The following is a 21,675-nucleotide window of genomic DNA, read 5'->3' as shown; positions in this document are numbered from 1 at the left end:
TGAAGCACACAGGCTAACAATGTTCTCACTTAAGCGCAGGTTCATTAGTTTTGAACTGATGCCACACAAGGGGATTGGCTCGCTGTTACTTGACGCAACAAGGGCCGAGGTTTCTGCGGCTTTGCACGGTTTGCGGATCAAAGACACGCATGAAAACGCAAGCGGTCAGCTCCATGCATTGGAAAACACCATAGAAATCGAATTCAACAGCATGGACCGAGTTTGGTTCATTGGTTTGTATGATCATCCGATGGTCAAACTAACGTTTGGAGACGACAGTCTTTTTGACATTCCAGCTAGGAAGAGTTTTCAAAAGCTGTCGCTCGCCGATGGCACTGAAGACGTACCTTTCTCACGCGACGACGTTCTTTTGCCTAGACTCATCGTGACGCTTTGGCACGCGGAAAGAAAGAACGTCGCCGCGGAGGAGATTTGGACGCAGATTGGCCTTGGTACACAGGAGTACAAAGAGCGGTCGTCAAACATTTCGCAGGATGAGATAGATGGCATTCTTCGCAAGTATGGCATCTCGCCCGAATGAAAGCGGCAACTTAACCGGATAAGGCCCGGAAAATACAGAGCCGACGTTCGTACATACTGCAGCATCGGTCAAAGCGGGCTCGAAGCAGACATCACGTATCATCCAAATCGACAGAGCACGTCTGCCAATCACACGACCGCCGCCTCCATTGCTTTGCGTTTTGTCTCATTGGCTTCGGCGCGGCCCACGGCCATGATCGCCGCGACTGAGACATCAATGCGCCCGCTCGATTTTTTCTTGTTTGGCTTGATGTTCTCAGCCGCATCTTCATCTCGGTGCACATTGCCAACCTGCCAGGCAAAAACCGGGTTGCCGTTGTGGCGAAGCCGCCCCTGGGCAACTTTCTCCTCAAACCGTTTCATCGGATTGGACATACTCGCAAAACCCTGTCGATGTTCGACCATCGGAAAGCGTTTCTTGTCAAGCTCGTCCGCCAGATACTTCATGCCCCAAGGATCATATGCCACCTCTTGCAGATCGAAGTGAGCACGGATCCATTCCAGACGTTTGGCAATTTCCGCTTCGTCGATGCTGCCACCGGTATGCACCTCAAGCCAGCCATCATCGCGCCATGCCACAAACTCGCGCTTCTCCGATTGCGCCCGCGCGATAAACCCTTTCGGCCCTTCCGGCAGGAATGTGTACACGATCAAATAGATCAGCCCGTCATGCGGCACCGCAATCACAATCGCCGTCGTGTCGATCTTGTTGGACAGGTCCAAACCTACCCAGGCCTTTTTCCCGTAAAGCATGCGCTCATCGAACGGGGCGGCCATCAAGCCGTTGTCCCACACGTCGCGCGAGATCCAACTCTCCGCCCCCTCGGTCCACAGATCGAGGTGGAAGCGCCGAAAATTTGGCATCTGACCCGAGATTGCGAGGGCCTTTTTAACCGCCGCGCCCATGGCCGCTTTTGATTTACTCACTCCCAGATTCGGGTTTCCCATTGCCCAAGCCACTGGATCGGTCGGATCACAGTCAATCGGCGGCTCGGCCACATAGGCAAACAGCTTGTCGTCCGTGACATCACCACGCAGCACGCTTTCCGCATAGCCGCGCAGTTCACCACACAGCGATCCGCGATCATGGCCTGCCGTTGTGATCACCCAATCAATCGGCTGCGACCGCGCGATCATGCTTTCGACAATCGTCTCGGCCAGCTCGCGATCCGTCCAACGGTGCATCTCATCGCGGGCCAGAAACGATGGGTTGATCCCATCCGAGCTGTTGCCGTCGCGACTTAGACAAGAAATCACGCCGTCGAACTTTGGTACTGTGACCGAGCTAGTCCAGACTTTCGCAAACTCACCCAGCAGCGGCGAGCGTTTGATGATCCGCTTGATGCCTTTGAACAGAATACCCGCCTGGTTGCGAGTGGTCGCGGCACAATACCCTTCAGGCGACGCCTCCCCGTCAAAGAGCTGCGTGTAAAGCATCGGCACCGATGTGTCCGTTGTCTTGCCGTTCTTCTTGCCGACTTGGTGGTAAGTCGAATTGAACCGGCGTAACCCGGTGTCTTCATACTTCCACCCGAACACGGATCCATGCCGGAACACCTGCCACGGCATCAGCTCAAGCGGTTTGCCAGCCAACGGACCCGCCGTGTGCTGCAGCATCTTGGCAAAGTTCGTGACCATCGTCGCCGCTTCGCAATCGAAGTACAGCCCGCGCTCACCAGCCGTTTCTAAATCCAGCAGGTGACGCTCGCAGGCCATCCGCACCAGGTCACCGGCAATGATGTCACCCCCTACAACACCAAGCGCGTAGCCCGAAACCGGGTGATCAATCGGTTCCATTTTTGAGCTGGTTCATCAGATCATCAAAGAGATCGCCCTGGCCGCCCGCCTTCAGCCGCGACTGGTCAACCGGCGACAAGCCGAACAGCGCGCTGTCGCGGCGCATGGCATTCATCGCTTGTTGTTGCACGCCCCACATCGCCGTCTTCTTTTGCTGCACACCGTTGCGGGTTTTGGTTTCAAAGTAATAACCCTCGATGGCCAGCACCGATGTGGCCGCCAGGAAGTTGGACACACTCTCGCAATACGCCGCAAACTGATATTCAAACTGCGGCTCAAGATGAACCTTCGCCGTCAGATCCGCAGCCAGCTCATCCCAGACCCGACGCGCGGCCTCGCTCATGAACTCAGGCGCATCTGGCACCCGGCGCTGCACATCGCCCATCATCGGGATGACATTTTCAAGATCTGGCTTGCGGCCCTTCATGGTTTCAGTCCTCCCTGATCTGTCATCATCAATGTGGCTTTTTTTTCCAATTAACTGGCCGCGAAAAGAAAGGTACCCCCGCCGGTCAACGCCACCCCGGCCTAGTTCTCAGGTAGCCCCCCCTTTTGGTGAAAAACCTCCAATGCGGTTTTGCGGCTGTGGCAGGGATGGCAAAGCGACTGCCAGTTCTTCCGGTCCCAGAACAGTTTGAAATCGCCCTTGTGCGGCACGATGTGATCGACCTGCGTTGCGGCCACCACAGCGCCCAGTTCGGCACAGTCAGCACAGAGCGGATTGCGGGACAAGAACCGTCGCGCGGCCTTCCGCCAGTCGCGCGACTGATACAGGACGCGCCAGCTCGCGGCATGCTCTGTGAGCTGGGCCGTCGCTCGGCGCTCCGCCAACCGATCCTTGTTCTGCTGCGCGTGATCCGGGCAATGCGACTTTCCCGCGATCGCGAGATCATCGCAACCGGCAGAAACACAGACCTTGCGTGGCATGGTGTGACCTCACTTTTGGAAGTTCTTTTCGTTTTTCTGAACCGCCCAAATTTCTCCAACAAATCGCCCCAAAGTTGTGGTGAGGTTAGTTGTATTATTATGAGGATAGTTAGATGCGAAATCTCTTGTGTTCTATTTCAATCGCAATCACAGCATTCTGGCCAACTTTTGGCTTTACTCATTCCGGCGGATTGAACGCGCAAGGATGTCACGCTGGGTCGCGGCCATATCATTGCCATCGCTCACAGACACCACAACGCAGCACAAACTCCACTGGATCGGGATGCAGCAGCCACTATTCGGGGTGTGTACCCAATGCTAGCGATGTTGATTGCGCTGGTGGTGGTGGAAATGGTCCGGCTTATGTCAGAGGACCAGTCCGGGTCATTGGATCGGATATCTACGGCCTCGACCGAGACGGCGACGGAATTGCCTGTGAGTGATGTATTGACGACTGCGTTGATGAATCTGCGCTGCGGCGTGTGATCCTCGACCACGGTCCGCTACGGGCCGTGACCACCTGCAGGCCTTGCTACCATCTCAGATCTGCATCACAGCGCCCAACGGCTCTGCCCGGTCAGAATATCTGGAGTACAAACAGAAAGTGCGCCGGACCATATGTTGGGCGGCGCACTTCCTGATGATGCACATTTAGTAGACCTCAACACCCTTAAGTGTCAAGCGCTAATTTTCTATTGCCCGTCAGGCCAACGGGGAGCGGGGCCAGAGCCCAAGGTCGTATGCATGATGCGACCGGACCGCACAGGCCCCATCATGCGCGTCAGTGTGGCACTCAGCGCCTGCATCAAATCAGCCACCATTGCACTGCTGGCGTTACCGTTGCCCTTGGCCCAACCACCCGCGATCAGCACCTGACTGACACTGCGGTCATGCAGGCAGACGGCATCGACCAACTGTCGGTCTGTGATGGGCACGCGCGTTTCCCCTGACGGGCGGCGACGGCGGATGGACTTTGCAACACCCATTCCGATGCGATTATGGATCAGGGCCAGCCTTTGGCCCTGTTCCAGCACCGCATCAATGAACGCGGACGGGTCGCCACCGCCCGAAGTGCTTTCCAATGAGGGTGACTTGCACCCGGCAGCGGCATATCTTTCTGTCAGCACGGCATATGTGCGGCCCATGGCGATCTGACTGGGCGTCAGGATACAAGGCCGCTGCGGCGTGCTTCTCGCCATCATCCGGTCAAACACATCCGCACAGCGCAGACCCGTCCGACCGCGATATCCCGCGTTCTCGAACTTCCAGCCCTTTTCGCCATCAGGCATAGATGTCTTTGGGGTGAAGGTGGCAACCCCGCCACGCGCAGGGGCGGCAGGAATTGCATCACCGCATTCGGAAGGCACAGTGCCGGAGGCCCTCACACGGGCGACCCGCTCTGCCTCCTCGGCTGCGCGCGCGGCAGACTTTGCCCGATAGGTGATCATCGGATCATTTGCACTCATCCGTTTACTCCCAAGTTTGCGATCTCGGTACAGCGGGCGATGACCGCCAATCGGCGCTCCCGCCACGCCAATTGTTCAGTCGGCAAGCCATCACCGCGTGCCAGCCTGTCCTCCATGCGTTGCAACTGGCGCACAGCATCATCACCTTTCTCCCTGGTTACTTTGACAACATAATCGGTCGGCCACCGGCGGGACTGTCGCAATTCAGCCAGAAGCTCCGGTGCCCAGCCTTGTGCGATCGCATCACGACCAAGTTGCTTGGCAAAGACAGCGCGGATCAACGGTGACGCATCATCGCGCGGTGGTTGGATGTCCGCCGCCCATTTGAGGATATTGCGCGCAATGGGAAAGCGGTCCCGATCTTTGCCGCCTGCATTGGCCGCAGATATTTCCGCGAGTGCTTCAAGATTGATTGCGGACATATAGGCCAGTTTTTGCGACAACTCCGCCACCATCTCATCAAACTGTTTGATCGTCAGCGTACTGGGCTTGGCCAGCCCCAGTCGCTGTAGCGGTTGTACCAACAGCCGAATGACCTGCTGTTCGCCTTGTGTCTGCCCTGCTCTATCCATTGTTCTTTCCCTTTTCTCAGCACTCCGGGTTTTCAACTGCGCATGTCGCCTGCCTGTTTGTGCGCCGCCGTCTCTTCTCTTTTTCTTTTCATTATATTTTTCTTTTCTTTTCCTTTAAGCAGCCGACAGTCTTTGTCCGAAAGTGTCCGTTTCTGTCCAATTCTGTCCATCGGACAGAATTGGACAGAAACGGATGTTTTAATGTTTGAGGTCGCGGACGCCCATTTCTTCCATGCATTCGATCACGCGATTATCGGTGCTGTTGCCGCCCGGATACCGCTCTTGCAAAAGGCGGTAGAGCTGGACAATGAACATGTCCTGGGCGGCCAATCGGCTATGGCCAAGCGCCTCCACGCGCATGCGCAATCGCTTGATTGCATTGCGTTCCCGGTCGGCGTCGCGCCGATCCTGCCCTTTGAGGCGCTGGCTGAGCGCGGCAACGGCGACTTCCGTAACTACCTTGTGCATCAAGCGCACTTCGTCGCCCACGGTGCAGTGATACCAACCATGCAGCGGCGACGGCTCGCGGCGCGTGTAGCCCTCCCACTGATCCGTGGACATCCGCAGCAAAGCGGCAATCAGGCGCGGACTATCCGGCAAAGTGCCAACCGGGTCCTGGTTCTGCGCGAGGCACCACAGCGCCGTCGCCACGCCCTTCACATCCCAGTCACCCAGCAAATAGAGGTCAGAGTTCAGCCAACGATCAAAGTGAAACAGGAAGAACGAATGGCTCTCCAGGCGCTCGCCGCGCGCAATCGGGTAAACCGGCAAATCACCCACCTCGATCGGTCGCAGCAGGGATGCGGCTGTACCACTCATGCCGCGGCCTCCAATGCAGCGGCGATCACGGCCCTGATGATCGCCTTGCGCTGCCGCAGCCGTCCAATGTCAAATGGAAACGTCGTGGTCACCCTGATGGACCGCTTGGGTCCGTAGCAATCGACGGAACCCAAAAACGGGGCATATGCGCCATCGCGGCGCGGGTCAGCCTCCACGATATCCAGCACGCCGATATCCGGATCTGTGATGAACATCCGCATGACGCTCCGCGTGGGTCTCGAGAATTCCAGTATTAAGCAGGACGGCATTACGATACGGTCCCCTCTGTCTCGGCGTACCGCATGGCGGCAGCGATGACTGTCTCAAGCATGCGCTTTGAATTGCGGGTCATTGCACGACTGACATAATCCTTGCCAAGCCCCAGCTTGCGACTGGCCTCGGCACGAGATCGGAAACTCACAGGACCAATGGTGACGGCTTTCGCGCGGTATTGCCCCCGTTCGTTGTCCAGTCCGATCCGGTCGGGCGCACCCGCTGCAATATGGCGATACACATGATCAATACAAACGTCGTAGTGTGCTGCAGCCTGCGCGGGCCTGTCGAATAAATTCCCCCGCACACGCACCGGCATTGGATCACTACCCGACAAACCACGGCATGCGCGATGTAAGGTTCCGTTGCGAATATGCTGCCTGATGGAAACCGGGTGAACAGACAGCGCTGCTGCTGCCACATCTACGTCAGCGTAGGTGACGCCGTTGATGACAATATCCGTGTATTTGCGCTTACCCATGAGCGCCACCTTGGACTCTTGCAAGATCAACCATCGCCCGGTTCCCTTGTCCTGAACATCATTTCACCTTCTGCAAAATGCGGGGCCCAACGGCGCGCTGAATGCTCTCAAGACGACCGACAAAGCCTTTTGCCTTCTCGATCTCACGGCCCAGCACATCCAACTTTTGTTCAGATTGTTGCTTCACCGCTTGCGCAGAGGTGATGAAGGCCCGCAGTTCATCTTTGAATGCTGTCATGTCCTCATTGCCCCCGGATGGGCCGAAGAAATCCTCTCGCAACGCTGCCACCCATCCCGGCATCACGTTCAGGAGCTCGGCAATAGTTTCGTCGGTATCGCCCCGCTGATAGCATTCGTTGTCCGTGTCATAGACGTCATCCAGCAAATCCATGATCTCGCGCTTCTGGGCACGTGTCGGTTCGCGCAATGGCGCCGTCGCATCGACCGGCACTGTGTTGTCTTTCATCTGATCCACCCTCTTTTTTGCCGAGCAGGACAGGCACCGCAGGCGCTTTCCGATATATGTCCAGCCCAGTTTTCCGACGTTACGCACCGCCTGCCCCTGCCCCTCATTGCCATGCTTTCCGTGACATCCCGGGACAACTTCGCACCGTCCGCATTTGTCACAAGTGCAGCGTATGGCCGGTTGACCGCGTCCGCTGCGTATCGGCTCAAATGTCATCGCCCGACCCTTTCGCGTCCGCCGCCCGCCGCGCACGATCCTGCATCCAGGCCGACTGGACATGCGTGACATACCGGCGGGCGGCACGCACAAGTGCCGCTTCTGGCGTGCCCGCAGCCGCGTATTTGTGGATCCGCCAGACCAGCATCGCCAGCGCAAGCCTGTGCCCCACTTGCGCTAACTCGCGGCGCGACTGTTGCTTGCAAGCCCGGCAGCAGTAGTTTTGCCACTTGCGTGTTGGCGCGAACGCGCGGCCACATCCAGGATTGAAGCAAACGCCACTTTGCCAGGGCGGTGCCGCCCGCAACTCGGCCTCTGCAAAGGTCAAAAACGGTTCCACATCCAGATTGAGTTCCGGCACCAAATGAGGGCTGACCCCATTTTGATCTGTACATGCTGCCGACCGCAGGGTGCCTGTGCAGGTCAGACGGTCTCTGGTGGCGCTCTTTGTCATGGGGCGGCCTCCGCAGAATAATCCAAATTCAACGCGCTCTGTCTGCTATCGGGCGGGTTACGAAACAGACGCCGCTTGACGGTTTCATCGGACCAGTCACGATCCCAGACCAACCAGGCATTCCGCTGCGGTGGCGATCCACCCCCCCGAAAGTCAATTTTCCAGCAGCAAATGTATTCGATCGAGACCGGATAAGTGTCGTGCAACGCGTCCATGCCGTTGATGCGCGCCGCCATCCAATCCGCATTGAGCAGCATTGCGACATAGCGGACATTCAGATCACGGATGTGGCGCAACCAGCGGCCATGGCCATCGCGCGCATTGATTTCGCCATAAGGCGGATTGGTGATGATGATATCGGCTGGTGCGATCTCGAAATCGTACAGGCTGCGCACCACTGTCCCGTCCCAGCCCCGATCAACCACGTCTGATCCGATCACATCAAATCCATGTCGGGATAATTCATCGGCCATGTGGCCACCGCCAACAGCAGGTTCCCAAACCGGTCCCCCAATTGCGTGCAACCGGTCCGCCTGGACGGCCAGAAACGCAGCGGTCGCGTCGGGGGGCGTCGGGTCATAATCAAGACCATCGCGCGTTGGCGCGGGGGAACCCTGCTCCGGAAACGCCGCAAGTTCGGGCTGTGGTGCGCGCTTGCGCTTTGTCGCGCGAAACAGGGGTTTTGCTGATGCGGCCATCACGCCATCCCCAAAAAAGACGGGGACAGGTCAGCCCTGCCCCCGAGAGTTGACAGGGAGGCGAAGAGGCACATTGCAGCCGACCACGCACCTGCTTTTCTGGCTTGATGGGTTCTCCAACCCTGGCTGCATGTTTTCATCGGTATGCCAGTCAGCACCGGAAAAACTTTTCCAAACCGCGCAAAAAAAAGGATCTCATTCATCGACCAAACCTTTTCCGCAATGCAGCCGAAAGGCCTCCGGGTGTGCCAGAGCAGCCATGGCGACCTTGTCGCCGGTCGGCTTGTGCAGCCCCTGCCACTGATTGCGCGCGGTGCGGTCGTCCACCTCAAAGAACCCTGCAACGTCTTGCCAGTTGCGAAACGACGACCGCAGAAAGCGCGCCCAAAGCCGCGGAAATGACGCCCGATATTCCGACGGTGGGACCGGATCACCCTCCCAGGCTTTCGCCACAACAGCTACGTTTACAACAGCCGTTGGTTTTGGGAAATCCTTTTCGCGACAATCCTTTGGCAGGCCGTTAGCCTTCTCACAAGAGGCCAACACAACAGAAGGAACAGTGGATGGACCAGCGAGCGTCATGCGGCAGACCGATCCAACAACGGGGGTAGTTTGATGAAACTGAAAAGTATGCGTGATGGCGGCTCTACGCCGAGCTCATTTGCAAGCTCGATCATAGCCGCATACCACCTTGAAGGAAGCAGGCCATTCGTCAGATGTGTGTGCACCGTCGTCGGCGAGACCTTGAGGCGCTGAGCAACGACTCTGTAGCCTCCAAGGCGATCTATGAATGAACGAGCATCGCTATACATGAGGCGACTAAATAATCCGATAATTTCGGATTGTAAATATCAGATTGACCTCAGTATTCAATTTAATTGGATCATCGGATAACAATAACTTGGAAGCTCAAGAAAAAATCAAATGAACATTGACGAAAAACAACACCTTTCGCGCATCGGTGACACGAGCGATGAAGCTATCGCCTTCCGCCTAAGGGCAGCGAGGCGCATTACCGGTATGCAACAGAAAGAATTTGCAGCAGCCATTCCGATTGGCGCGACCACATATAACACGCAGGAAAAAAAGGGCCGACCGTCGATCCCAGTTATGCGTTACTTGTACCAACAGCACCGGGTGGACTTTAATTTCATCATTCACGGTGATTTCGCTCAACTGGCTGGTGACGTTCAGGATCAATTATTTTCCGCTCTGAACGAGAACGTGCAGTCTTCGGATCACCAATCCAGTTAAGGTTAACCCCGAACTTCCTCAATAATATCAACAATCGAATCATCATGGCAGTCTCTGGCTCCCACCCATTTGTTCCCCTCAGGATCTCTATGGTTAATGGGCGCACAACCACAGGATGGGCAAACACAATCCAATAATTTCGGATTAAAAATATAGACAATCCGATTTTATAGGATTATTCAAGTCTCCATCAACTGGATGGAGATGTCGATGCAACCACATGTACTCACCAACCGCACAGCGCAGGCAGTGCACGATGCCCGCCTGTTTGTGACTGACCCTTCAGAGGCACATCGACGCCCAGGTAGACGATTGATGGCTTGGGCAATCCTTAAGTCCGCACGCGGCCAGCCAGTTTCGCAGCTGAGCCTGCGGCGACTTATCGACAAACAGCGCGCCGTCGAAGCGCTGGCTTCAGTCTCCCTGTGAGGGCCTGGACGTGCTAACACTCCAGCCCCTGTTTGAGGCTTTTCTGTGCCGACATCGCGACCAAGATTTGTCTGATCAGATTTTCGCCATCCGTTTGGCAAACATGATTGGTCATGGTGTTTGGATGCGACCCGAGCCGCGCGGAAATCAGCGGCACCCCGACACACATCAACACGAGCTGACCCTATTTGGTATTTCGGCTGCCGGTGACACCGAGGAACAACTCGCATGCAACTGGTTCAAGGTGGCCTGCTGGACCGCAGCCCAGCAGCGAGTGTCTGCATGATGGACAGACAATCGCCACACCCGCCACTTGATGGCCGCAGGGCTGTAGAAGTCGAGGCTTACATCGCACTCATCGATGCCCGTTTGTCTGGCAGAGAAGCCCCAATAAATGGTATGGTCGGGCGCCATTTGCTTAAAGAATTGATCGAGCATGGCGTGGCCGACGTGTCATTTGCGGGACACTGTGCAGAGAACGACAGCGCAAATCAAAGCCGACAGCTGACACTCGCAGGTATCCGAACCACAACCAATGCCGAGGGCGATCTGACCCTGCTGCGCTGCTGGCAACGCACAGCCGTCAATCGTCTTCCGCGACGTTAAGGCGATTTGGCATGACTGATGATCTGTTATCAAAGCCGCTCAAACCCACTCACGGGCCCCCGACCCTACTGGACCACTCACCTCTATGTTCCGGTAGGGTCACTTTGTCTATGATCCCTATAGATCCATCGCAGACTGTTTCACAGTTAGCATTTTATGCGAAGACTGCGATTGAATGGTTTGCGCCAACTCACATTGTGGCAATGTTGTCTGGCGGCAACGATAGCGCAGCCCATATTCAAATGATGCCGTGGACCGTAGATATGCATCGTAGCATAGAAGAGCTCGAACCACTCTCAGATGGCAATTAGGGGATCGATGAAGTGACACCGCTCCTAAGTCCACAAGAGACCGCCGAGATTTTGGGGGTCTGCACAAAGACCCTTCAGAATTGCCGCGCTCTGGGGTTAAGGTGCGTCCGTGTGACACGCAATGCCATCAAATACCGCCCGGATGATGTGCAGGCGTTCATAGAGGAGCGGACAGAATGCCATTCAGAACAAAAAAGACCCGCGTCTACCAATATGACATCGTCGTCAAAGGTAGTCGATTTCGCGGAAGCTGTGGCACCGAAGACTACGAAGAAGCTAAGGCGGTAGAGGCCGATATCCGGGCGCAGGCAAGGACTGAAACCTTCAGAGGCGGCGCTTACACCCTATCAGAGGCACTTGGCACCTATCATCGAGACAAGGCGATAGGGACGCCCTCAGAGGCTACAAACAAGAGTATGTCGAAGGCGTTGTTGAAGCACATGAATGAGCGGGCGCAACTGCACACCCTGACCAATGCAGATGTGATCGCGTATGTCGCCCGTGACAGATCGACTTGCTCCAATGCCACTGTTAATAGACGTTTGCAGATGCTGGGACGCGCGCTCAAGCACATGTCTGATTTTTATGAGGCAAAGGTTCCCCAGCTGGACTTGCGCAAAGCTGAAACGAAAGAACCGCGCGAACGTGTACGTGAGCTGTCAATGGACGAGCAAGAGCGCCTATTTGAACATTTGCCGACAGAGTTTCACCCTTTTGTCAGCTTTGCGTTGATGACTGGAGCGAGAATCGCAACTATTTCAGGTCTTATGTGGAATGATGTAGATCTGAAAAACCGCGAGATTACGTTTCACATGAAGGGCGATGACATGATGCTGTTCCCCATCAACAGCGAACTGGCGGCGCTTTTGTCGGCCCTGCCCAGCTCTAATCTGATGAGATACCGCAACCATGTGTTCACACGCATCGACAAAGTCTACAATGAGCGCGTCGCTATCGAGCCGAATGGAGGCACCTTTGGCGTCGCATGGAGAGCTGCACTTAAATCCGCTGAAATTTCCAACTTTCGGTTCCACGATTGCCGGCATACATTTTGCACCCGAATGCTCCGGGCAACGGGCAACATGAAATTGGTCAGTCAGCTGGCCGGTCACAAAGATATCGCCACCACAAGTCGTTATGCCCATGTGCTGGTCGATGATATGCGGGCGGCGCTGGATGGCTACAGCGTGATCGGCGCAGGACCAAAACTAAAAGGAAAGATCGGATGATAAGGTCACAATGTGAGCATTTTGCAGCTCACAACCCCAGAAAAAGCCCCAGACCTTTGCTGCAAAGCTTTTGTTTTCATAGAAAGCTCCTGAGCTTCCCAAGCTTCAGTTACGGGTTCGATTCCCGTTACCCGCTCCAGCAGCACCTAAAACGCGAACATCCCTAGCAGGCCAGCCATACCAATAGAAAAGCTGAGCGGCAGAACAGCATTTGCCATTACGTGCCAAGAACTGTCTTCAGACCCAAAAACCTTGCGCAACGCGACGATGATGATCGAGCTACCAAAGAAAATCGCCAGAAACAGCAGGAACGTAAAAAAGGCGTTCTCAAACGGGACGAACAGCGCCGTGCCAGCCAAAAGCTTGACGGCACCAGCACCCGAGCCGCCAATTGCAAAAAGAACCAGCCCGAAAATGAACGTTCCGACCGCAAGGCCCATTTGCCAGTAAAGCGGTGTGCGGTCCTCGACCATCACTAGCAAAACCGCAAAAAGCGCAAATGGCACCAGCGTCAGCCAGTTGGGAATGCGGCCGGTTTTGATTTCCAGCACCATAGCCACAACCAAAACGGCACCCATCGCCAACGGTATCATTTCGAGGTTCATTGTATCGTCCTTTGCATCGTTGGCTTTGCTTATGACAAAGCCATGCGTTCAAGACACCCCATGCGTTTGCAGAAAATCAACAAGTGCGGCAGTTGAGCCATCCTTGCCAGATGCACTCTCCTGACCCTCAACAATGGGCTGCAACGCGGTCGCCAGCTCCTTGCCCAATTCAACGCCCCATTGGTCATAGGAATTGATGCCCAGAACGACACCTTCGACAAACACACGATGCTCATACAGCGCTATGATTTGGCCCAACACCTCTGGTGTCAGTCGCGGATAGGCGATTGTAACGGACGGGCGATTACCTTGAAAAACACGGTGGCGGGCCTGCCGTTCCAGCTCTGCCCCCTCAAATTTATCAGCAACCTTGGTGCGCGCCTCATCCAATGTGCGCCCCCGCATCAATGCCTCGGACTGGGCCAGACAGTTGGCGACCAGCAACTGGTGCTGATGATGCAATTCGTCCTCGTGCCCCCGCGCTGCGACCAGAAATTCGCATGGGATCACCCGCGTGCCTTGATGAATCAACTGATAGAACGCGTGCTGGCCATTTGTGCCCGGCTCGCCCCAGACAACGGGACCGCTGTGCACCTCCAGATCGGCACCGTCCATGCTGACGCCTTTGCCATTACTTTCCATCTCAAGCTGTTGAAGATAGGCTGGTAAGCGGTTGAGAAGATTATCGTAAGGCAAGACTGCACGGGTGGCATACCCGCAAATCTGATTGTGCCAAATGCCAACCAAGGCCAGCACCGCAGGCAAATTATCCTGCCACTCTGCCGCCTGAAAATGCCGGTCCATCGCCTGTGCACCGCGCAGGAATGCGCGAAAAGCGTCTGGTCCAATCGCGATCATCAAAGACAGGCCAATCGGGCCCCACATGGAATAGCGGCCACCGACCCAGTCTTCGAAACCAAAAACGCGGGACGGATCAATGCCAAACGCGGCAGTCTTATCCTGTGCAGTGGAAAGGGCTGCAAACTGTGCGCCGGTGTCCGTCACAGACTGGCTCATCCACGCCTGCGCCGTGCGCGCATTCGTCATCGTCTCAATCGTGGTAAAAGTCTTTGACGCCACAATCACCAGCGTTGTCGTGGGATCACAACTGCGCAGGACCCCCGCAATATCGGCCGGGTCCACATTGCTCACGAAATGGCACCGCGGCCCATCATGGTAAGGTGCAAGGGACTGCACCGCCATGGCAGGACCCAGATCGGACCCACCAATCCCGATGCTGATCACATCCGTGATCTGCCCACCCTGCCCTGTAAAGCGACCTGCGCGCACATCACCCGCAAAATGTTCCATCCGCGCCAATGTGTCCAGCACACCGGGCATGACATCATGCCCGTCCACCATCACCGGATCACCATCCAGATTGCGCAGCGCGGTATGCAGCACGGCGCGTCCTTCCGTTTCATTGATCGGCGCACCGGCAAACATCGCTTCGCGTTTTTCAGCGACACCCGCCTGCTCCAGCAGATTGATCAGCAGCGCGCGGCCATCGACGTCAATATTCGTCTTGGCATAGTCCAAGCGCATATCACCCGTCTGGGCCGTAAACTCAGCCGCACGATCCGCATCAACAAGCGTTTCAAAGCGGCGATCAGCGACCTGCGCATGATGCGCGCGTAGTTTGTCCCACATTCTCTAGCGCTCCGCCCAATGCACGGTCGTGCCACTTAGAATAGCGGCAACAGGTGCCTCTTCAGGCGGCAAATGGCGTGCGCGCTCCAGTGCGTCGCGCTTTTCGCCGCCGACAATCACCATGTGGCGGCTCATCGCGGACTTTAAGACCTGCGCAGACAGGGTGATCCGCGGTTCTGGCGCGCCGGGTGCACGCATCGCGACCAACAGATCATCACCATGCAGCGCGTGATCCAGTTGATCCGCACCCGGAAAAATCGAGGCGGTGTGCATATCGGTGCCCATCCCCAAAAGCATGACTGAAATCGGCAGTTCCGGTGTCAAACCCTGTGCCAGCTCTGCCAGCTTTTCTTCGGGGGTTTCAGCATCGGCATAAAGCGGCACGTAAGTGGCCGCCGCAGCCCGGCTGGTTAGCAATCGTTCGCGCAGCAGACGCGTATTCGACCGATCAGACGTGTCCGGCACCCAGCGTTCATCGGTCAGCATGACATGAACGCGCGACCAATCAAGATCGGCGGCACACAGGCTGTCAAAGATCGGGCCAGGTGTGGTCCCGCCGGGAACGGCAAGGGACGCATGGTCATGCACCAACAAACAGTTCTTCAGTTCACTGGCGAGCGTATCCGCCAGATCCATCATCATCATTTCAGAGTCCGGATACTCAACAAGTTTCATTCGCGCAGTCCTTTTTCATAGGGTCAAGGCGTGGGGCGGCGTTAGCCCTTGATCTCGCGCCATTTGCGGCCATCGCGGTGCAGCAACATCATCGCATCTTCCGGCCCGGCTGATCCAGCATCATAATGTTTGGGCACGTCATTGCGCGCTTCCCAGCCTTCGATCAGCGGGTCGGTCCAGGCCCAGGCGGCCTCAACCTCGTCACCGCGCATAAACAGCGTCTGGTTGCCGCGGATCACATCCATGATCAGACGCTCGTAAGCATCTGTGACATCTTCGGCATCATCACCCAAAGCATCGGCGAATGTCATATCCAGTGGTACATCAATCAACCGCATGCCACCCGGTCCGGGCTCTTTGATCGTGACCTGCAAATCCATGCCTTCGTTGGGTTGAAGCCGAATGGACAGAATATTGCGATGCCGCGCTTCATCGCCCTCGAAAATCGTGTGCCCAAGGTCTTTGAAGACAACCGCAATCTCGGACGACCGGGCCTTCATACGCTTGCCTGTGCGCAAATAAAACGGCACCCCGGCCCACCGCCAGTTGGCGATATGGCAGCGCATCGCGATAAAGCTTTCGGTAAAGCTGCGTGGGTTTTCGGCATCCTCACGATAGCTGGGACCATCTGGACCTGCATCGTATTGACCGCGGACGATGTGATGATGATCAATGGGCTGTAACGCCCTGATCACTTTAAGCTTTTCATCACGGACGGCATCAGATTCAAACTGGCTGGGCGGCTCCATCGCGATCAGGCACAACAGCTGCATCAGATGGTTTTGCACCATGTCGCGCATCGCACCGGATTTATCGTAATAGGCGCCACGCCCGCCAACACCGACGGTTTCGGCCACGGTAATCTGGATATGATCAACGTAGTGATTGTTCCAAAGCGGTTCAAACAGGACATTGCCAAAGCGGACGGCCATCAGGTTTTGGACCGTCTCTTTACCCAGATAATGGTCAATACGGTAAATCTGGCGTTCGTGGAAATGCGCAGCCAGCGTTTCATTCAGCGCTCTGGCACTTTCCAAATCACGACCGAAGGGTTTTTCAACAACGATGCGGCTTTTCTTATTGGCAATCTTGTTGGTATGCAGCCGTTCGGCCAGATCGCCAAACAGCGACGGAGCGACCGAGAAATAGAAAGCCTGTACAACGTCTTGGCGAACCATCTTGGCCAGATCGGCCCAACCACCCTCACCGCGCGCATCAATGGCGACATATTCAAGTTGTTGAAGAAAGGCTTGCAAGCCTTTCTTATCTTGCGCTTCTTCGCCACCAAATTCAGCAACCGCATCTGCAATCATGTCGCGATATGCCGCATTATCCAGCTCGGACCTTGCTGCACCGATGATACGTGAACCGGCAGGCATTTGTCCTGAAAGGAACCGCCGGAATAGACCGGGCAAAATCTTACGCCGAGCCAGATCGCCGGTGCCGCCGAAAATAACAAGGTCAAATTCATCAACCGGAATGACGCGAGAGACCATAGTAAACTCCCCTATGGATGGTGCGTTAGCGCTAACGCCGCTTTCCTACCCCGGTCACGACCACAAGTCTAGCGCCACTTGGCCTACGCCTCGAGTTCGGCATCCCAATAGAGGAAATCAACCCAGCTGTCATGCAGGTGATTGGGTGGAAACTTGCGCCCCACGTTGTGCAGCTGTCCCGGTACCGGGCGACGTGGTGGTTTTTGCAGGCTCATCCCGCTTTGTTTGAGCGACCGTGACCCTTTGCGCAGGTTACAGGGCGAACAGGCCGCCACCACATTTTCCCAGCTGGTGATACCGCCACTGGCCCGCGGGACGACATGATCAAACGTCAAATCACCGCGTGCACCACAGTACTGGCAGCAGAACTCATCCCGCAGGAAAAGATTGAAGCGGGTGAACGCCACTTGTTTTTGCGGTCTTACATAGTCTTTCAACACCACGACGGATGGGATTTTGATCACGGTCGAGGGGCTGCGCACGACCTCATCATATTCGCTGACGATATCGACACGGTCCAACCAAGCGGCCTTTACCGCCTCTTGCCATGGCCATAGCGACAGCGGGTAATAAGACAGCGGACGATAGTCCGCGTTCAGCACCAACGCAGGATAATGCTTGAGCGCACCCGGCTCTCGCACAAAGTCAGTTCTGAATTCCGTCTGCGTCATAGGTCACACCCCAAATAGGCTGTGCGGGAACAGTCAAAGCGGCAGTCCCGCATTCTTCTTATGGTGGACTATATATCGCGTCAGAAATGTGACAACCCCCAGAATATGCGACAAAAACTGCGCGCCGGATGCGGCTTACGCTGCAAGCTGACCGTCTGACATCATCACCTGCGCCCGACCCCGCGCTTTGGCGCGCAACAATGCAGCCTCGGCCTGTTGCATCAGGCGCGCCAGTGGGGTGTCGCCGTCTGCCAAAGCCACACCGACGGAAACGGTGACTTCAAAACGCGTCTTGCCTGTTGTGACCTGAATACCCTGTGCAAGACGTTCGGCCACAGCGCGGCCTGCGTCCAAGGGTGTGCCCGGCAGATAGACAGCAATTGTTGCCCCATCAATGCGCCCGACAATATCAGTGTCGCGCGTCACTTCACGCAAACGGATCGCTAGCGCCATCAGGCACAGATCGCCTGCGTGATGGTCATGTTTGGCGTTGATCTGTCCCAACCCATCAATATCAAGCATCAACAAAGTACCGGTTTGCTGCAGCTTCCGTTCGGTGCGGCGAATAAAATGCTGGCGTTGCAAAAGGCCGGTCATTTGATCGGTTTCGCTAGCCTGGATCAACTGCACGCGCAAACGGCCCATATCAGCCATGATACCGGTCGCCACAGCATAAAGCGGCAAACCTATCATGATCATCGCACCAAGATACTGGGCCGTGTCACCGTGAAATGCGTTATCCATGATCACATCATGCGCAAAAACAGTACCGATGACCCCCAGCGCCAAGATTGCATACCGAAGAAACCAGCCCAACCGGTCTTTTGGGCCCAAAAGTGAAACGATGGGGCTGTGCATTTCTAGACCCGTCCTGCCAACAGGGCCCAATCACCCCGTGCCGCAAAATTGCATTCAATCGGTAAGGAACACTTAACAGAAGACAACAAAACATCCTCCTATCAACTCAGACCTAACCTATCACGCATGAACGCCAATGCAACTGACAGGCCGTCTGGCGCAATGCCGTGTCCTGTGTCCTTCATGATATGTGCATAGACTTCTTTCCAGCCTGCTTCTTGCAAAGCTTCGGCTGCTTGCGGCAGTGATTGTGGCGGCACCACATCATCTGCATCCCCATGGATCAGCAACACTGGCGGGCGGCTTTGTGTTTCATCGGCCAGCAGCTCTGGCTCAAGCAAACGCCCCGAAAACGCAACGATCCCTGCAATCGGATCCTCGCGGCGGGGCACAACATGCAGCGCCATCATCGTCCCTTGCGAAAAGCCAAGCACCATCACCTGTTCAGGCAACAGATCTTCATCAACCATCACACCATCCAGAAAGGCATCCAGATCCGCCGCGGCACGGTCCAGCCCAAGCTTGCTTTCTTCCTCGCTTGACCCGTCAATCCACGGGATCGGGAACCATTGACGGCCCATCGGCGCACCAGCGCATTCCTCCGGTGCATCTGGCGAGATAAACAGCGTATCTGGCATATGTTCACCCAAAGGATCAGCCAGACCAATCAGATCGGCTGCATTGGCCCCATAGCCATGCAAAAACACCACGCAAGACCGTGTTTCACCTGATACCGGTTCGCGCCGCTGGGCGTCCAAAGCTCGTGTCATCTGATGCCTTCCCTTTGTTTGTGTTGCTTGTAGTAGGCCCACATGATCCGGGCTGCAACCGACCGCCACGGGGACCATGCATCGGCCATCACGCGAAAGTTCTTTTCCTTGGGGCGTGCGGGCAAATCAAAAATAAGCTTCGCGGCCTCCTGCAAGGCCAGATCACCTGGCGCAAACACATCCGCGCGGCCCAGCGAAAACATCGCGTAAATCTCAGCAGTCCACGCGCCAATACCGGGCACTGCGGTAAGTGTCTTGATTACCTCATGCGCAGGCATGCGGCGCAACGCATCATAGTCGATCTGTGCGGTGGCAAGCGCGCGCGCGTATTTGGCTTTCTGTCGGCTTAGGCCAAGCGCGCGCAAATCTTCTTCGCTGGAGCGTGCCACAGCTGCGGGTGTCGTCATCCCGGCCTCTTGCAAGCGCCCCCAAATCGCACTTGCCGACGCCACGCTGACCTGCTGACTGACAATCGCACTGAGCAGTTCGGCAAACCCATCTGGCTTCAACCGTAAAGGCAAGGGTGGCAAATCATTTATCGCTTGCGCAAACCGAGGATCGCGCGCGCATAACCATGCCGCCCCCTCTGCAACACAGGCGTCCGACCGAATAATGCGTTCTTTCACAATGCGCGCACCCACGCCAAAGCATCGTTGATGCTTTCGACCACAGGCCAATCTCCTGGCGCAGGTCTCGCGATCATCAAAACAGGCAGACCCAACTGCCGTGCCGCTGTCAGCTTGGTCCGGCTTGGCGCGCCACCTGCATTTTTGACGACGAGAAAATCAACACCAAGATCCTGAAACAGCGCGATTTCATCTTCAACCGAAAATGGCGGCCGACCGAAAAGATACTGCCCCCCGACAAAGGGGAAAGGTTCGGTCGGCGGGTCAATCTGGCGGCAGACCACTTCGCAGCCTTCCAAGTTGGCAAACCGATGTAAGGTCTGCCGACCTGTCCCAAGAAACACGACGGACCCGCGCGGGATATAGTCAACCGCGTCAGACTCTGCGCTGATTTCGACCCATTGGTCACCGGGTTCCGGGGTCCAAGGCGGACGTAAAAACTGAACATAGGGCAATCCGTGTGCGCGGCACACCTGCGCTGTGCGCACCGTGATCTGCTGGGCATAAGGGTGTGTTGCATCCAGCACAGCGGTGATCCCGGCCTCTTGCAGATAGCTGATAAACCCTGCCTCACCACCAAACCCGCCAACACGGGTCGGCAAGGGCTGCTCTTGCGGATGTCTTGTCGCGCCCGCAAGCGAGATCACAGCATCATGACCTTGCAAATGCGTGGCGATTTGACGTGCCTCGTTCGTGCCCCCCAACAGCAGTAATGTCATGCGCCAGCCCTCGCGATAATGGTGCCCTTACGATCAATCACGACAATATCAAACGAAATGTCCGGCGATCCGAACCGATCTTCTAACCGTGCCAACGCGCCCATGGCAACCTTATCGGCCAATGCAGCCCCGCAAATTTCATAAGCCTCTAGCGCGGTATTGGCATCTGCCACACGCCGGTCGCCCGCCATATCAGCCAATTGGGAAAAATCCACCTGACTGCGCCCGGAATGCAAATCCACCGCGCCCTGCGCCAGCTTGGTCATTTTGCCAATACCCCCACCAACCGTCACCCGCCCAATCGGATGCTTCAGCAGATACTTCAGCATACCCCCCGCAAAGTCGCCCATATCCAGCATGGCATGATCCGGCAGGTCATAAAGCGCCTGCACCGTTTTCTCGGATGTGGCCCCCGTACAGCCTGCAACATGCAGCAAGCCTTCGGCGCGGGCAACATCAATACCGCGGTGGATTGAGGCGATCCAGGCAGCACAACTGAACGGGCGAACCACGCCGGTTGTACCCAGAATGGAAATACCCCCTTCGATCCCCAACCGGGGATTCCATGTCTTGAGCGCAAGGTCGCGCCCGCCGGGCACGGACACTTCGATCTTGATATCAGGTGACTGGGTAAACTGATCTGCCATGGCGTGCACAACGCCGATCATCATCTCGCGCGGCACCGGGTTGATGGCAGGTTCACCAACACCAATGGGCAAACCCGCCTTTGTGACCATACCCACACCCTCACCCGCGCGAAAGACGATACCACCGGCAGAGGCTGACACAGTCACGACAATCAGTGCGCCATGCGTGACATCCGGATCGTCACCGGCATCTTTGGTAATCCCGACACGCGCCCAATCGTCGCCTGCTTCGGCGAAGACCACAGGAAACACCGGTGTTTCCCCCTTGGGCAGCGTAATTCCTACCTCACGCGGAAAGGCCCCGCCCCATAGCCGCATCAGCGCCGCTTTTGTGGCGGCTGTCGCGCAGGCCCCCGTCGTCCATCCGCGGCGCAATTCTGTCGTGGTCTCATCTATCATTCCGCCCGACGATAGGCAGGC

General features: G+C 56.3%; 28 protein-coding genes. 6 read left to right on the top strand and 22 right to left on the bottom strand.

What is annotated here, in order from left to right; all coding sequences use genetic code 11:
* The first annotated feature begins 19 nt into the window (after positions 1-19).
* Positions 20-541: a hypothetical protein gene (locus RCCS2_RS12565; protein ID WP_008234793.1), complete on the top strand. Its 522-nt coding sequence runs from the start codon at positions 20-22 to the stop codon at positions 539-541.
* A 128-nt stretch (positions 542-669) separates the two neighbouring features.
* On the opposite strand, the gene RCCS2_RS12560 is transcribed toward RCCS2_RS12565, so the two are convergent.
* The 3 genes from RCCS2_RS12560 to RCCS2_RS12550 all read right to left on the bottom strand — a co-directional run bounded on the left by RCCS2_RS12560 (position 670) and on the right by RCCS2_RS12550 (position 3,264).
* The gene (locus RCCS2_RS12560; RefSeq protein ID WP_008234790.1) at positions 670-2,337 is read right to left on the bottom strand and encodes a terminase large subunit; all 1,668 of its coding nucleotides are present in this window, start codon (positions 2,335-2,337) and stop codon (positions 670-672) included.
* On the bottom strand, positions 2,324-2,764 hold the full coding sequence (locus tag RCCS2_RS12555) for a P27 family phage terminase small subunit (protein WP_008234788.1): 441 nt from the start codon (positions 2,762-2,764) through the stop codon (positions 2,324-2,326). The genes RCCS2_RS12560 and RCCS2_RS12555 overlap by 14 nt, the downstream gene beginning before the upstream one ends.
* A 101-nt stretch (positions 2,765-2,865) precedes the next feature.
* Positions 2,866-3,264, bottom strand: a complete 399-nt coding sequence (locus tag RCCS2_RS12550; RefSeq protein ID WP_008234786.1) for an HNH endonuclease — start codon at positions 3,262-3,264, stop codon at positions 2,866-2,868.
* Positions 3,265-3,377: 113 nt separating this feature from the next.
* On the opposite strand from RCCS2_RS12550, the gene RCCS2_RS18175 reads away from it, so the two are divergent.
* The gene (locus RCCS2_RS18175) at positions 3,378-3,707 is read left to right on the top strand and encodes an excalibur calcium-binding domain-containing protein (protein WP_156788538.1); all 330 of its coding nucleotides are present in this window, start codon (positions 3,378-3,380) and stop codon (positions 3,705-3,707) included.
* A 249-nt stretch (positions 3,708-3,956) separates the two neighbouring features.
* Here the strand turns inward: RCCS2_RS18175 and RCCS2_RS12545 are convergent, their stop codons facing one another.
* The 9 genes from RCCS2_RS12545 to RCCS2_RS12500 form a co-directional block, all read right to left on the bottom strand.
* On the bottom strand, positions 3,957-4,730 hold the full coding sequence (locus tag RCCS2_RS12545; protein WP_008234781.1) for a hypothetical protein: 774 nt from the start codon (positions 4,728-4,730) through the stop codon (positions 3,957-3,959).
* Entirely contained in the window at positions 4,727-5,302 is a 576-nt protein-coding gene (locus tag RCCS2_RS12540) for a hypothetical protein (protein ID WP_008234779.1), read from the bottom strand. The genes RCCS2_RS12545 and RCCS2_RS12540 overlap by 4 nt, the downstream gene beginning before the upstream one ends.
* Before the next feature lie 198 nt (positions 5,303-5,500).
* Entirely contained in the window at positions 5,501-6,121 is a 621-nt protein-coding gene (locus RCCS2_RS12535; protein ID WP_008234777.1) for a hypothetical protein, read from the bottom strand.
* Positions 6,118-6,336: a hypothetical protein gene (locus RCCS2_RS12530; protein WP_156788537.1), complete on the bottom strand. Its 219-nt coding sequence runs from the start codon at positions 6,334-6,336 to the stop codon at positions 6,118-6,120. Before RCCS2_RS12530 ends, RCCS2_RS12535 begins: the two co-directional genes overlap by 4 nt.
* 53 nt (positions 6,337-6,389) lie before the next feature.
* Positions 6,390-6,875, bottom strand: coding sequence for a hypothetical protein (locus RCCS2_RS12525; RefSeq protein ID WP_156788536.1), 486 nt, complete (start codon positions 6,873-6,875; stop codon positions 6,390-6,392).
* A 58-nt stretch (positions 6,876-6,933) separates the two neighbouring features.
* Complete coding sequence (locus tag RCCS2_RS12520) at positions 6,934-7,341, bottom strand: hypothetical protein (protein WP_008234774.1); 408 nt, start codon at positions 7,339-7,341, stop codon at positions 6,934-6,936.
* A gap of 205 nt (positions 7,342-7,546) precedes the next feature.
* The gene (locus tag RCCS2_RS12515) at positions 7,547-8,011 is read right to left on the bottom strand and encodes a hypothetical protein (protein ID WP_008234773.1); all 465 of its coding nucleotides are present in this window, start codon (positions 8,009-8,011) and stop codon (positions 7,547-7,549) included.
* On the bottom strand, positions 8,008-8,709 hold the full coding sequence (locus RCCS2_RS12510) for a hypothetical protein (RefSeq protein WP_008234772.1): 702 nt from the start codon (positions 8,707-8,709) through the stop codon (positions 8,008-8,010). The genes RCCS2_RS12515 and RCCS2_RS12510 overlap by 4 nt, the downstream gene beginning before the upstream one ends.
* Before the next feature lie 195 nt (positions 8,710-8,904).
* Positions 8,905-9,291 carry a hypothetical protein gene (locus tag RCCS2_RS12500; RefSeq protein WP_008234771.1) on the bottom strand — a complete coding sequence of 129 codons (387 nt, stop codon included), beginning with the start codon at positions 9,289-9,291 and terminating at the stop codon, positions 8,905-8,907.
* A gap of 342 nt (positions 9,292-9,633) precedes the next feature.
* Between RCCS2_RS12500 and RCCS2_RS12495 the strand changes: the two genes are divergently transcribed.
* The 4 genes from RCCS2_RS12495 to RCCS2_RS12480 all read left to right on the top strand — a co-directional run bounded on the left by RCCS2_RS12495 (position 9,634) and on the right by RCCS2_RS12480 (position 12,538).
* Positions 9,634-9,963: a hypothetical protein gene (locus tag RCCS2_RS12495; protein ID WP_008234770.1), complete on the top strand. Its 330-nt coding sequence runs from the start codon at positions 9,634-9,636 to the stop codon at positions 9,961-9,963.
* Between the two features lie 657 nt (positions 9,964-10,620).
* Positions 10,621-10,998, top strand: coding sequence for a hypothetical protein (locus RCCS2_RS12485; protein WP_008234759.1), 378 nt, complete (start codon positions 10,621-10,623; stop codon positions 10,996-10,998).
* A gap of 323 nt (positions 10,999-11,321) precedes the next feature.
* Positions 11,322-11,597 (top strand): helix-turn-helix domain-containing protein, encoded by a 276-nt coding sequence (locus RCCS2_RS18845; RefSeq protein ID WP_198007045.1) that lies wholly within the window; start codon positions 11,322-11,324, stop codon positions 11,595-11,597.
* Positions 11,486-12,538, top strand: a complete 1,053-nt coding sequence (locus tag RCCS2_RS12480; protein WP_037294093.1) for a tyrosine-type recombinase/integrase — start codon at positions 11,486-11,488, stop codon at positions 12,536-12,538. Before RCCS2_RS18845 ends, RCCS2_RS12480 begins: the two co-directional genes overlap by 112 nt.
* A gap of 146 nt (positions 12,539-12,684) precedes the next feature.
* On the opposite strand, the gene RCCS2_RS12475 is transcribed toward RCCS2_RS12480, so the two are convergent.
* The 10 genes from RCCS2_RS12475 to RCCS2_RS12430 form a co-directional block, all read right to left on the bottom strand.
* Positions 12,685-13,143: a prepilin peptidase gene (locus tag RCCS2_RS12475; RefSeq protein WP_008234757.1), complete on the bottom strand. Its 459-nt coding sequence runs from the start codon at positions 13,141-13,143 to the stop codon at positions 12,685-12,687.
* 48 nt (positions 13,144-13,191) lie between these two features.
* A complete protein-coding gene (gene pgi / locus RCCS2_RS12470) occupies positions 13,192-14,793 on the bottom strand; it encodes a glucose-6-phosphate isomerase (RefSeq protein WP_008234756.1) in 1,602 nt (533 codons plus the stop codon).
* Between the two features lie 3 nt (positions 14,794-14,796).
* Positions 14,797-15,468: a 6-phosphogluconolactonase gene (gene pgl, locus RCCS2_RS12465; protein ID WP_008234755.1), complete on the bottom strand. Its 672-nt coding sequence runs from the start codon at positions 15,466-15,468 to the stop codon at positions 14,797-14,799.
* A gap of 41 nt (positions 15,469-15,509) precedes the next feature.
* On the bottom strand, positions 15,510-16,964 hold the full coding sequence (gene zwf, locus RCCS2_RS12460) for a glucose-6-phosphate dehydrogenase (RefSeq protein WP_008234754.1): 1,455 nt from the start codon (positions 16,962-16,964) through the stop codon (positions 15,510-15,512).
* 83 nt (positions 16,965-17,047) lie between these two features.
* Entirely contained in the window at positions 17,048-17,635 is a 588-nt protein-coding gene (locus tag RCCS2_RS12455; RefSeq protein ID WP_008234752.1) for an HNH endonuclease, read from the bottom strand.
* A gap of 135 nt (positions 17,636-17,770) precedes the next feature.
* Entirely contained in the window at positions 17,771-18,493 is a 723-nt protein-coding gene (locus tag RCCS2_RS12450; protein WP_008234751.1) for a GGDEF domain-containing protein, read from the bottom strand.
* Between the two features lie 101 nt (positions 18,494-18,594).
* Complete coding sequence (locus RCCS2_RS12445; protein WP_008234750.1) at positions 18,595-19,263, bottom strand: alpha/beta hydrolase; 669 nt, start codon at positions 19,261-19,263, stop codon at positions 18,595-18,597.
* Positions 19,260-19,892 carry a DNA-3-methyladenine glycosylase family protein gene (locus tag RCCS2_RS12440; RefSeq protein WP_050770824.1) on the bottom strand — a complete coding sequence of 211 codons (633 nt, stop codon included), beginning with the start codon at positions 19,890-19,892 and terminating at the stop codon, positions 19,260-19,262. The genes RCCS2_RS12445 and RCCS2_RS12440 overlap by 4 nt, the downstream gene beginning before the upstream one ends.
* Positions 19,886-20,608: a cobalt-precorrin-6A reductase gene (locus RCCS2_RS12435; protein WP_008234748.1), complete on the bottom strand. Its 723-nt coding sequence runs from the start codon at positions 20,606-20,608 to the stop codon at positions 19,886-19,888. The genes RCCS2_RS12440 and RCCS2_RS12435 overlap by 7 nt, the downstream gene beginning before the upstream one ends.
* Positions 20,605-21,654, bottom strand: coding sequence for a cobalt-precorrin-5B (C(1))-methyltransferase (locus RCCS2_RS12430; protein WP_008234744.1), 1,050 nt, complete (start codon positions 21,652-21,654; stop codon positions 20,605-20,607). Before RCCS2_RS12430 ends, RCCS2_RS12435 begins: the two co-directional genes overlap by 4 nt.
* Positions 21,655-21,675: the final 21 nt, after the last annotated feature.

Source organism: Roseobacter sp. CCS2 (genome assembly GCF_000169435.1).
Lineage (GTDB): Bacteria > Pseudomonadota > Alphaproteobacteria > Rhodobacterales > Rhodobacteraceae > Yoonia.
The sequence above is the reverse complement of the archived record's forward strand: the minus strand, read 5'-3'. Positions and strand labels throughout refer to the sequence as shown.

What these genes read in the sequence shown, in the direction of transcription:
- RCCS2_RS12445 (WP_008234750.1), bottom strand. Translation starts at nt 19,263, where the DNA reads ATGACACGAGCTTTGGACGCCCAGCGGCGCGAACCGGTATCAGGTGAA.
- RCCS2_RS12480 (WP_037294093.1), top strand. Translation starts at nt 11,486, where the DNA reads ATGCCATTCAGAACAAAAAAGACCCGCGTCTACCAATATGACATCGTC.
- RCCS2_RS12525 (WP_156788536.1), bottom strand. Translation starts at nt 6,875, where the DNA reads ATGGGTAAGCGCAAATACACGGATATTGTCATCAACGGCGTCACCTAC.
- RCCS2_RS18175 (WP_156788538.1), top strand. Translation starts at nt 3,378, where the DNA reads ATGCGAAATCTCTTGTGTTCTATTTCAATCGCAATCACAGCATTCTGG.
- RCCS2_RS12475 (WP_008234757.1), bottom strand. Translation starts at nt 13,143, where the DNA reads ATGAACCTCGAAATGATACCGTTGGCGATGGGTGCCGTTTTGGTTGTG.
- RCCS2_RS12430 (WP_008234744.1), bottom strand. Translation starts at nt 21,654, where the DNA reads ATGATAGATGAGACCACGACAGAATTGCGCCGCGGATGGACGACGGGG.
- RCCS2_RS12535 (WP_008234777.1), bottom strand. Translation starts at nt 6,121, where the DNA reads ATGAGTGGTACAGCCGCATCCCTGCTGCGACCGATCGAGGTGGGTGAT.
- RCCS2_RS12435 (WP_008234748.1), bottom strand. Translation starts at nt 20,608, where the DNA reads ATGACATTACTGCTGTTGGGGGGCACGAACGAGGCACGTCAAATCGCC.
- RCCS2_RS12540 (WP_008234779.1), bottom strand. Translation starts at nt 5,302, where the DNA reads ATGGATAGAGCAGGGCAGACACAAGGCGAACAGCAGGTCATTCGGCTG.
- RCCS2_RS12455 (WP_008234752.1), bottom strand. Translation starts at nt 17,635, where the DNA reads ATGACGCAGACGGAATTCAGAACTGACTTTGTGCGAGAGCCGGGTGCG.
- RCCS2_RS12550 (WP_008234786.1), bottom strand. Translation starts at nt 3,264, where the DNA reads ATGCCACGCAAGGTCTGTGTTTCTGCCGGTTGCGATGATCTCGCGATC.
- RCCS2_RS12545 (WP_008234781.1), bottom strand. Translation starts at nt 4,730, where the DNA reads ATGAGTGCAAATGATCCGATGATCACCTATCGGGCAAAGTCTGCCGCG.
- RCCS2_RS12485 (WP_008234759.1), top strand. Translation starts at nt 10,621, where the DNA reads ATGCAACTGGTTCAAGGTGGCCTGCTGGACCGCAGCCCAGCAGCGAGT.
- RCCS2_RS12495 (WP_008234770.1), top strand. Translation starts at nt 9,634, where the DNA reads ATGAACATTGACGAAAAACAACACCTTTCGCGCATCGGTGACACGAGC.
- RCCS2_RS12565 (WP_008234793.1), top strand. Translation starts at nt 20, where the DNA reads ATGTTCTCACTTAAGCGCAGGTTCATTAGTTTTGAACTGATGCCACAC.
- RCCS2_RS12520 (WP_008234774.1), bottom strand. Translation starts at nt 7,341, where the DNA reads ATGAAAGACAACACAGTGCCGGTCGATGCGACGGCGCCATTGCGCGAA.
- RCCS2_RS12450 (WP_008234751.1), bottom strand. Translation starts at nt 18,493, where the DNA reads ATGCACAGCCCCATCGTTTCACTTTTGGGCCCAAAAGACCGGTTGGGC.
- RCCS2_RS12515 (WP_008234773.1), bottom strand. Translation starts at nt 8,011, where the DNA reads ATGACAAAGAGCGCCACCAGAGACCGTCTGACCTGCACAGGCACCCTG.
- RCCS2_RS12560 (WP_008234790.1), bottom strand. Translation starts at nt 2,337, where the DNA reads ATGGAACCGATTGATCACCCGGTTTCGGGCTACGCGCTTGGTGTTGTA.
- RCCS2_RS12500 (WP_008234771.1), bottom strand. Translation starts at nt 9,291, where the DNA reads ATGACGCTCGCTGGTCCATCCACTGTTCCTTCTGTTGTGTTGGCCTCT.
- RCCS2_RS12530 (WP_156788537.1), bottom strand. Translation starts at nt 6,336, where the DNA reads ATGTTCATCACAGATCCGGATATCGGCGTGCTGGATATCGTGGAGGCT.
- pgl (WP_008234755.1), bottom strand. Translation starts at nt 15,468, where the DNA reads ATGAAACTTGTTGAGTATCCGGACTCTGAAATGATGATGATGGATCTG.
- zwf (WP_008234754.1), bottom strand. Translation starts at nt 16,964, where the DNA reads ATGGTCTCTCGCGTCATTCCGGTTGATGAATTTGACCTTGTTATTTTC.
- RCCS2_RS12510 (WP_008234772.1), bottom strand. Translation starts at nt 8,709, where the DNA reads ATGGCCGCATCAGCAAAACCCCTGTTTCGCGCGACAAAGCGCAAGCGC.
- pgi (WP_008234756.1), bottom strand. Translation starts at nt 14,793, where the DNA reads ATGTGGGACAAACTACGCGCGCATCATGCGCAGGTCGCTGATCGCCGC.
- RCCS2_RS12555 (WP_008234788.1), bottom strand. Translation starts at nt 2,764, where the DNA reads ATGAAGGGCCGCAAGCCAGATCTTGAAAATGTCATCCCGATGATGGGC.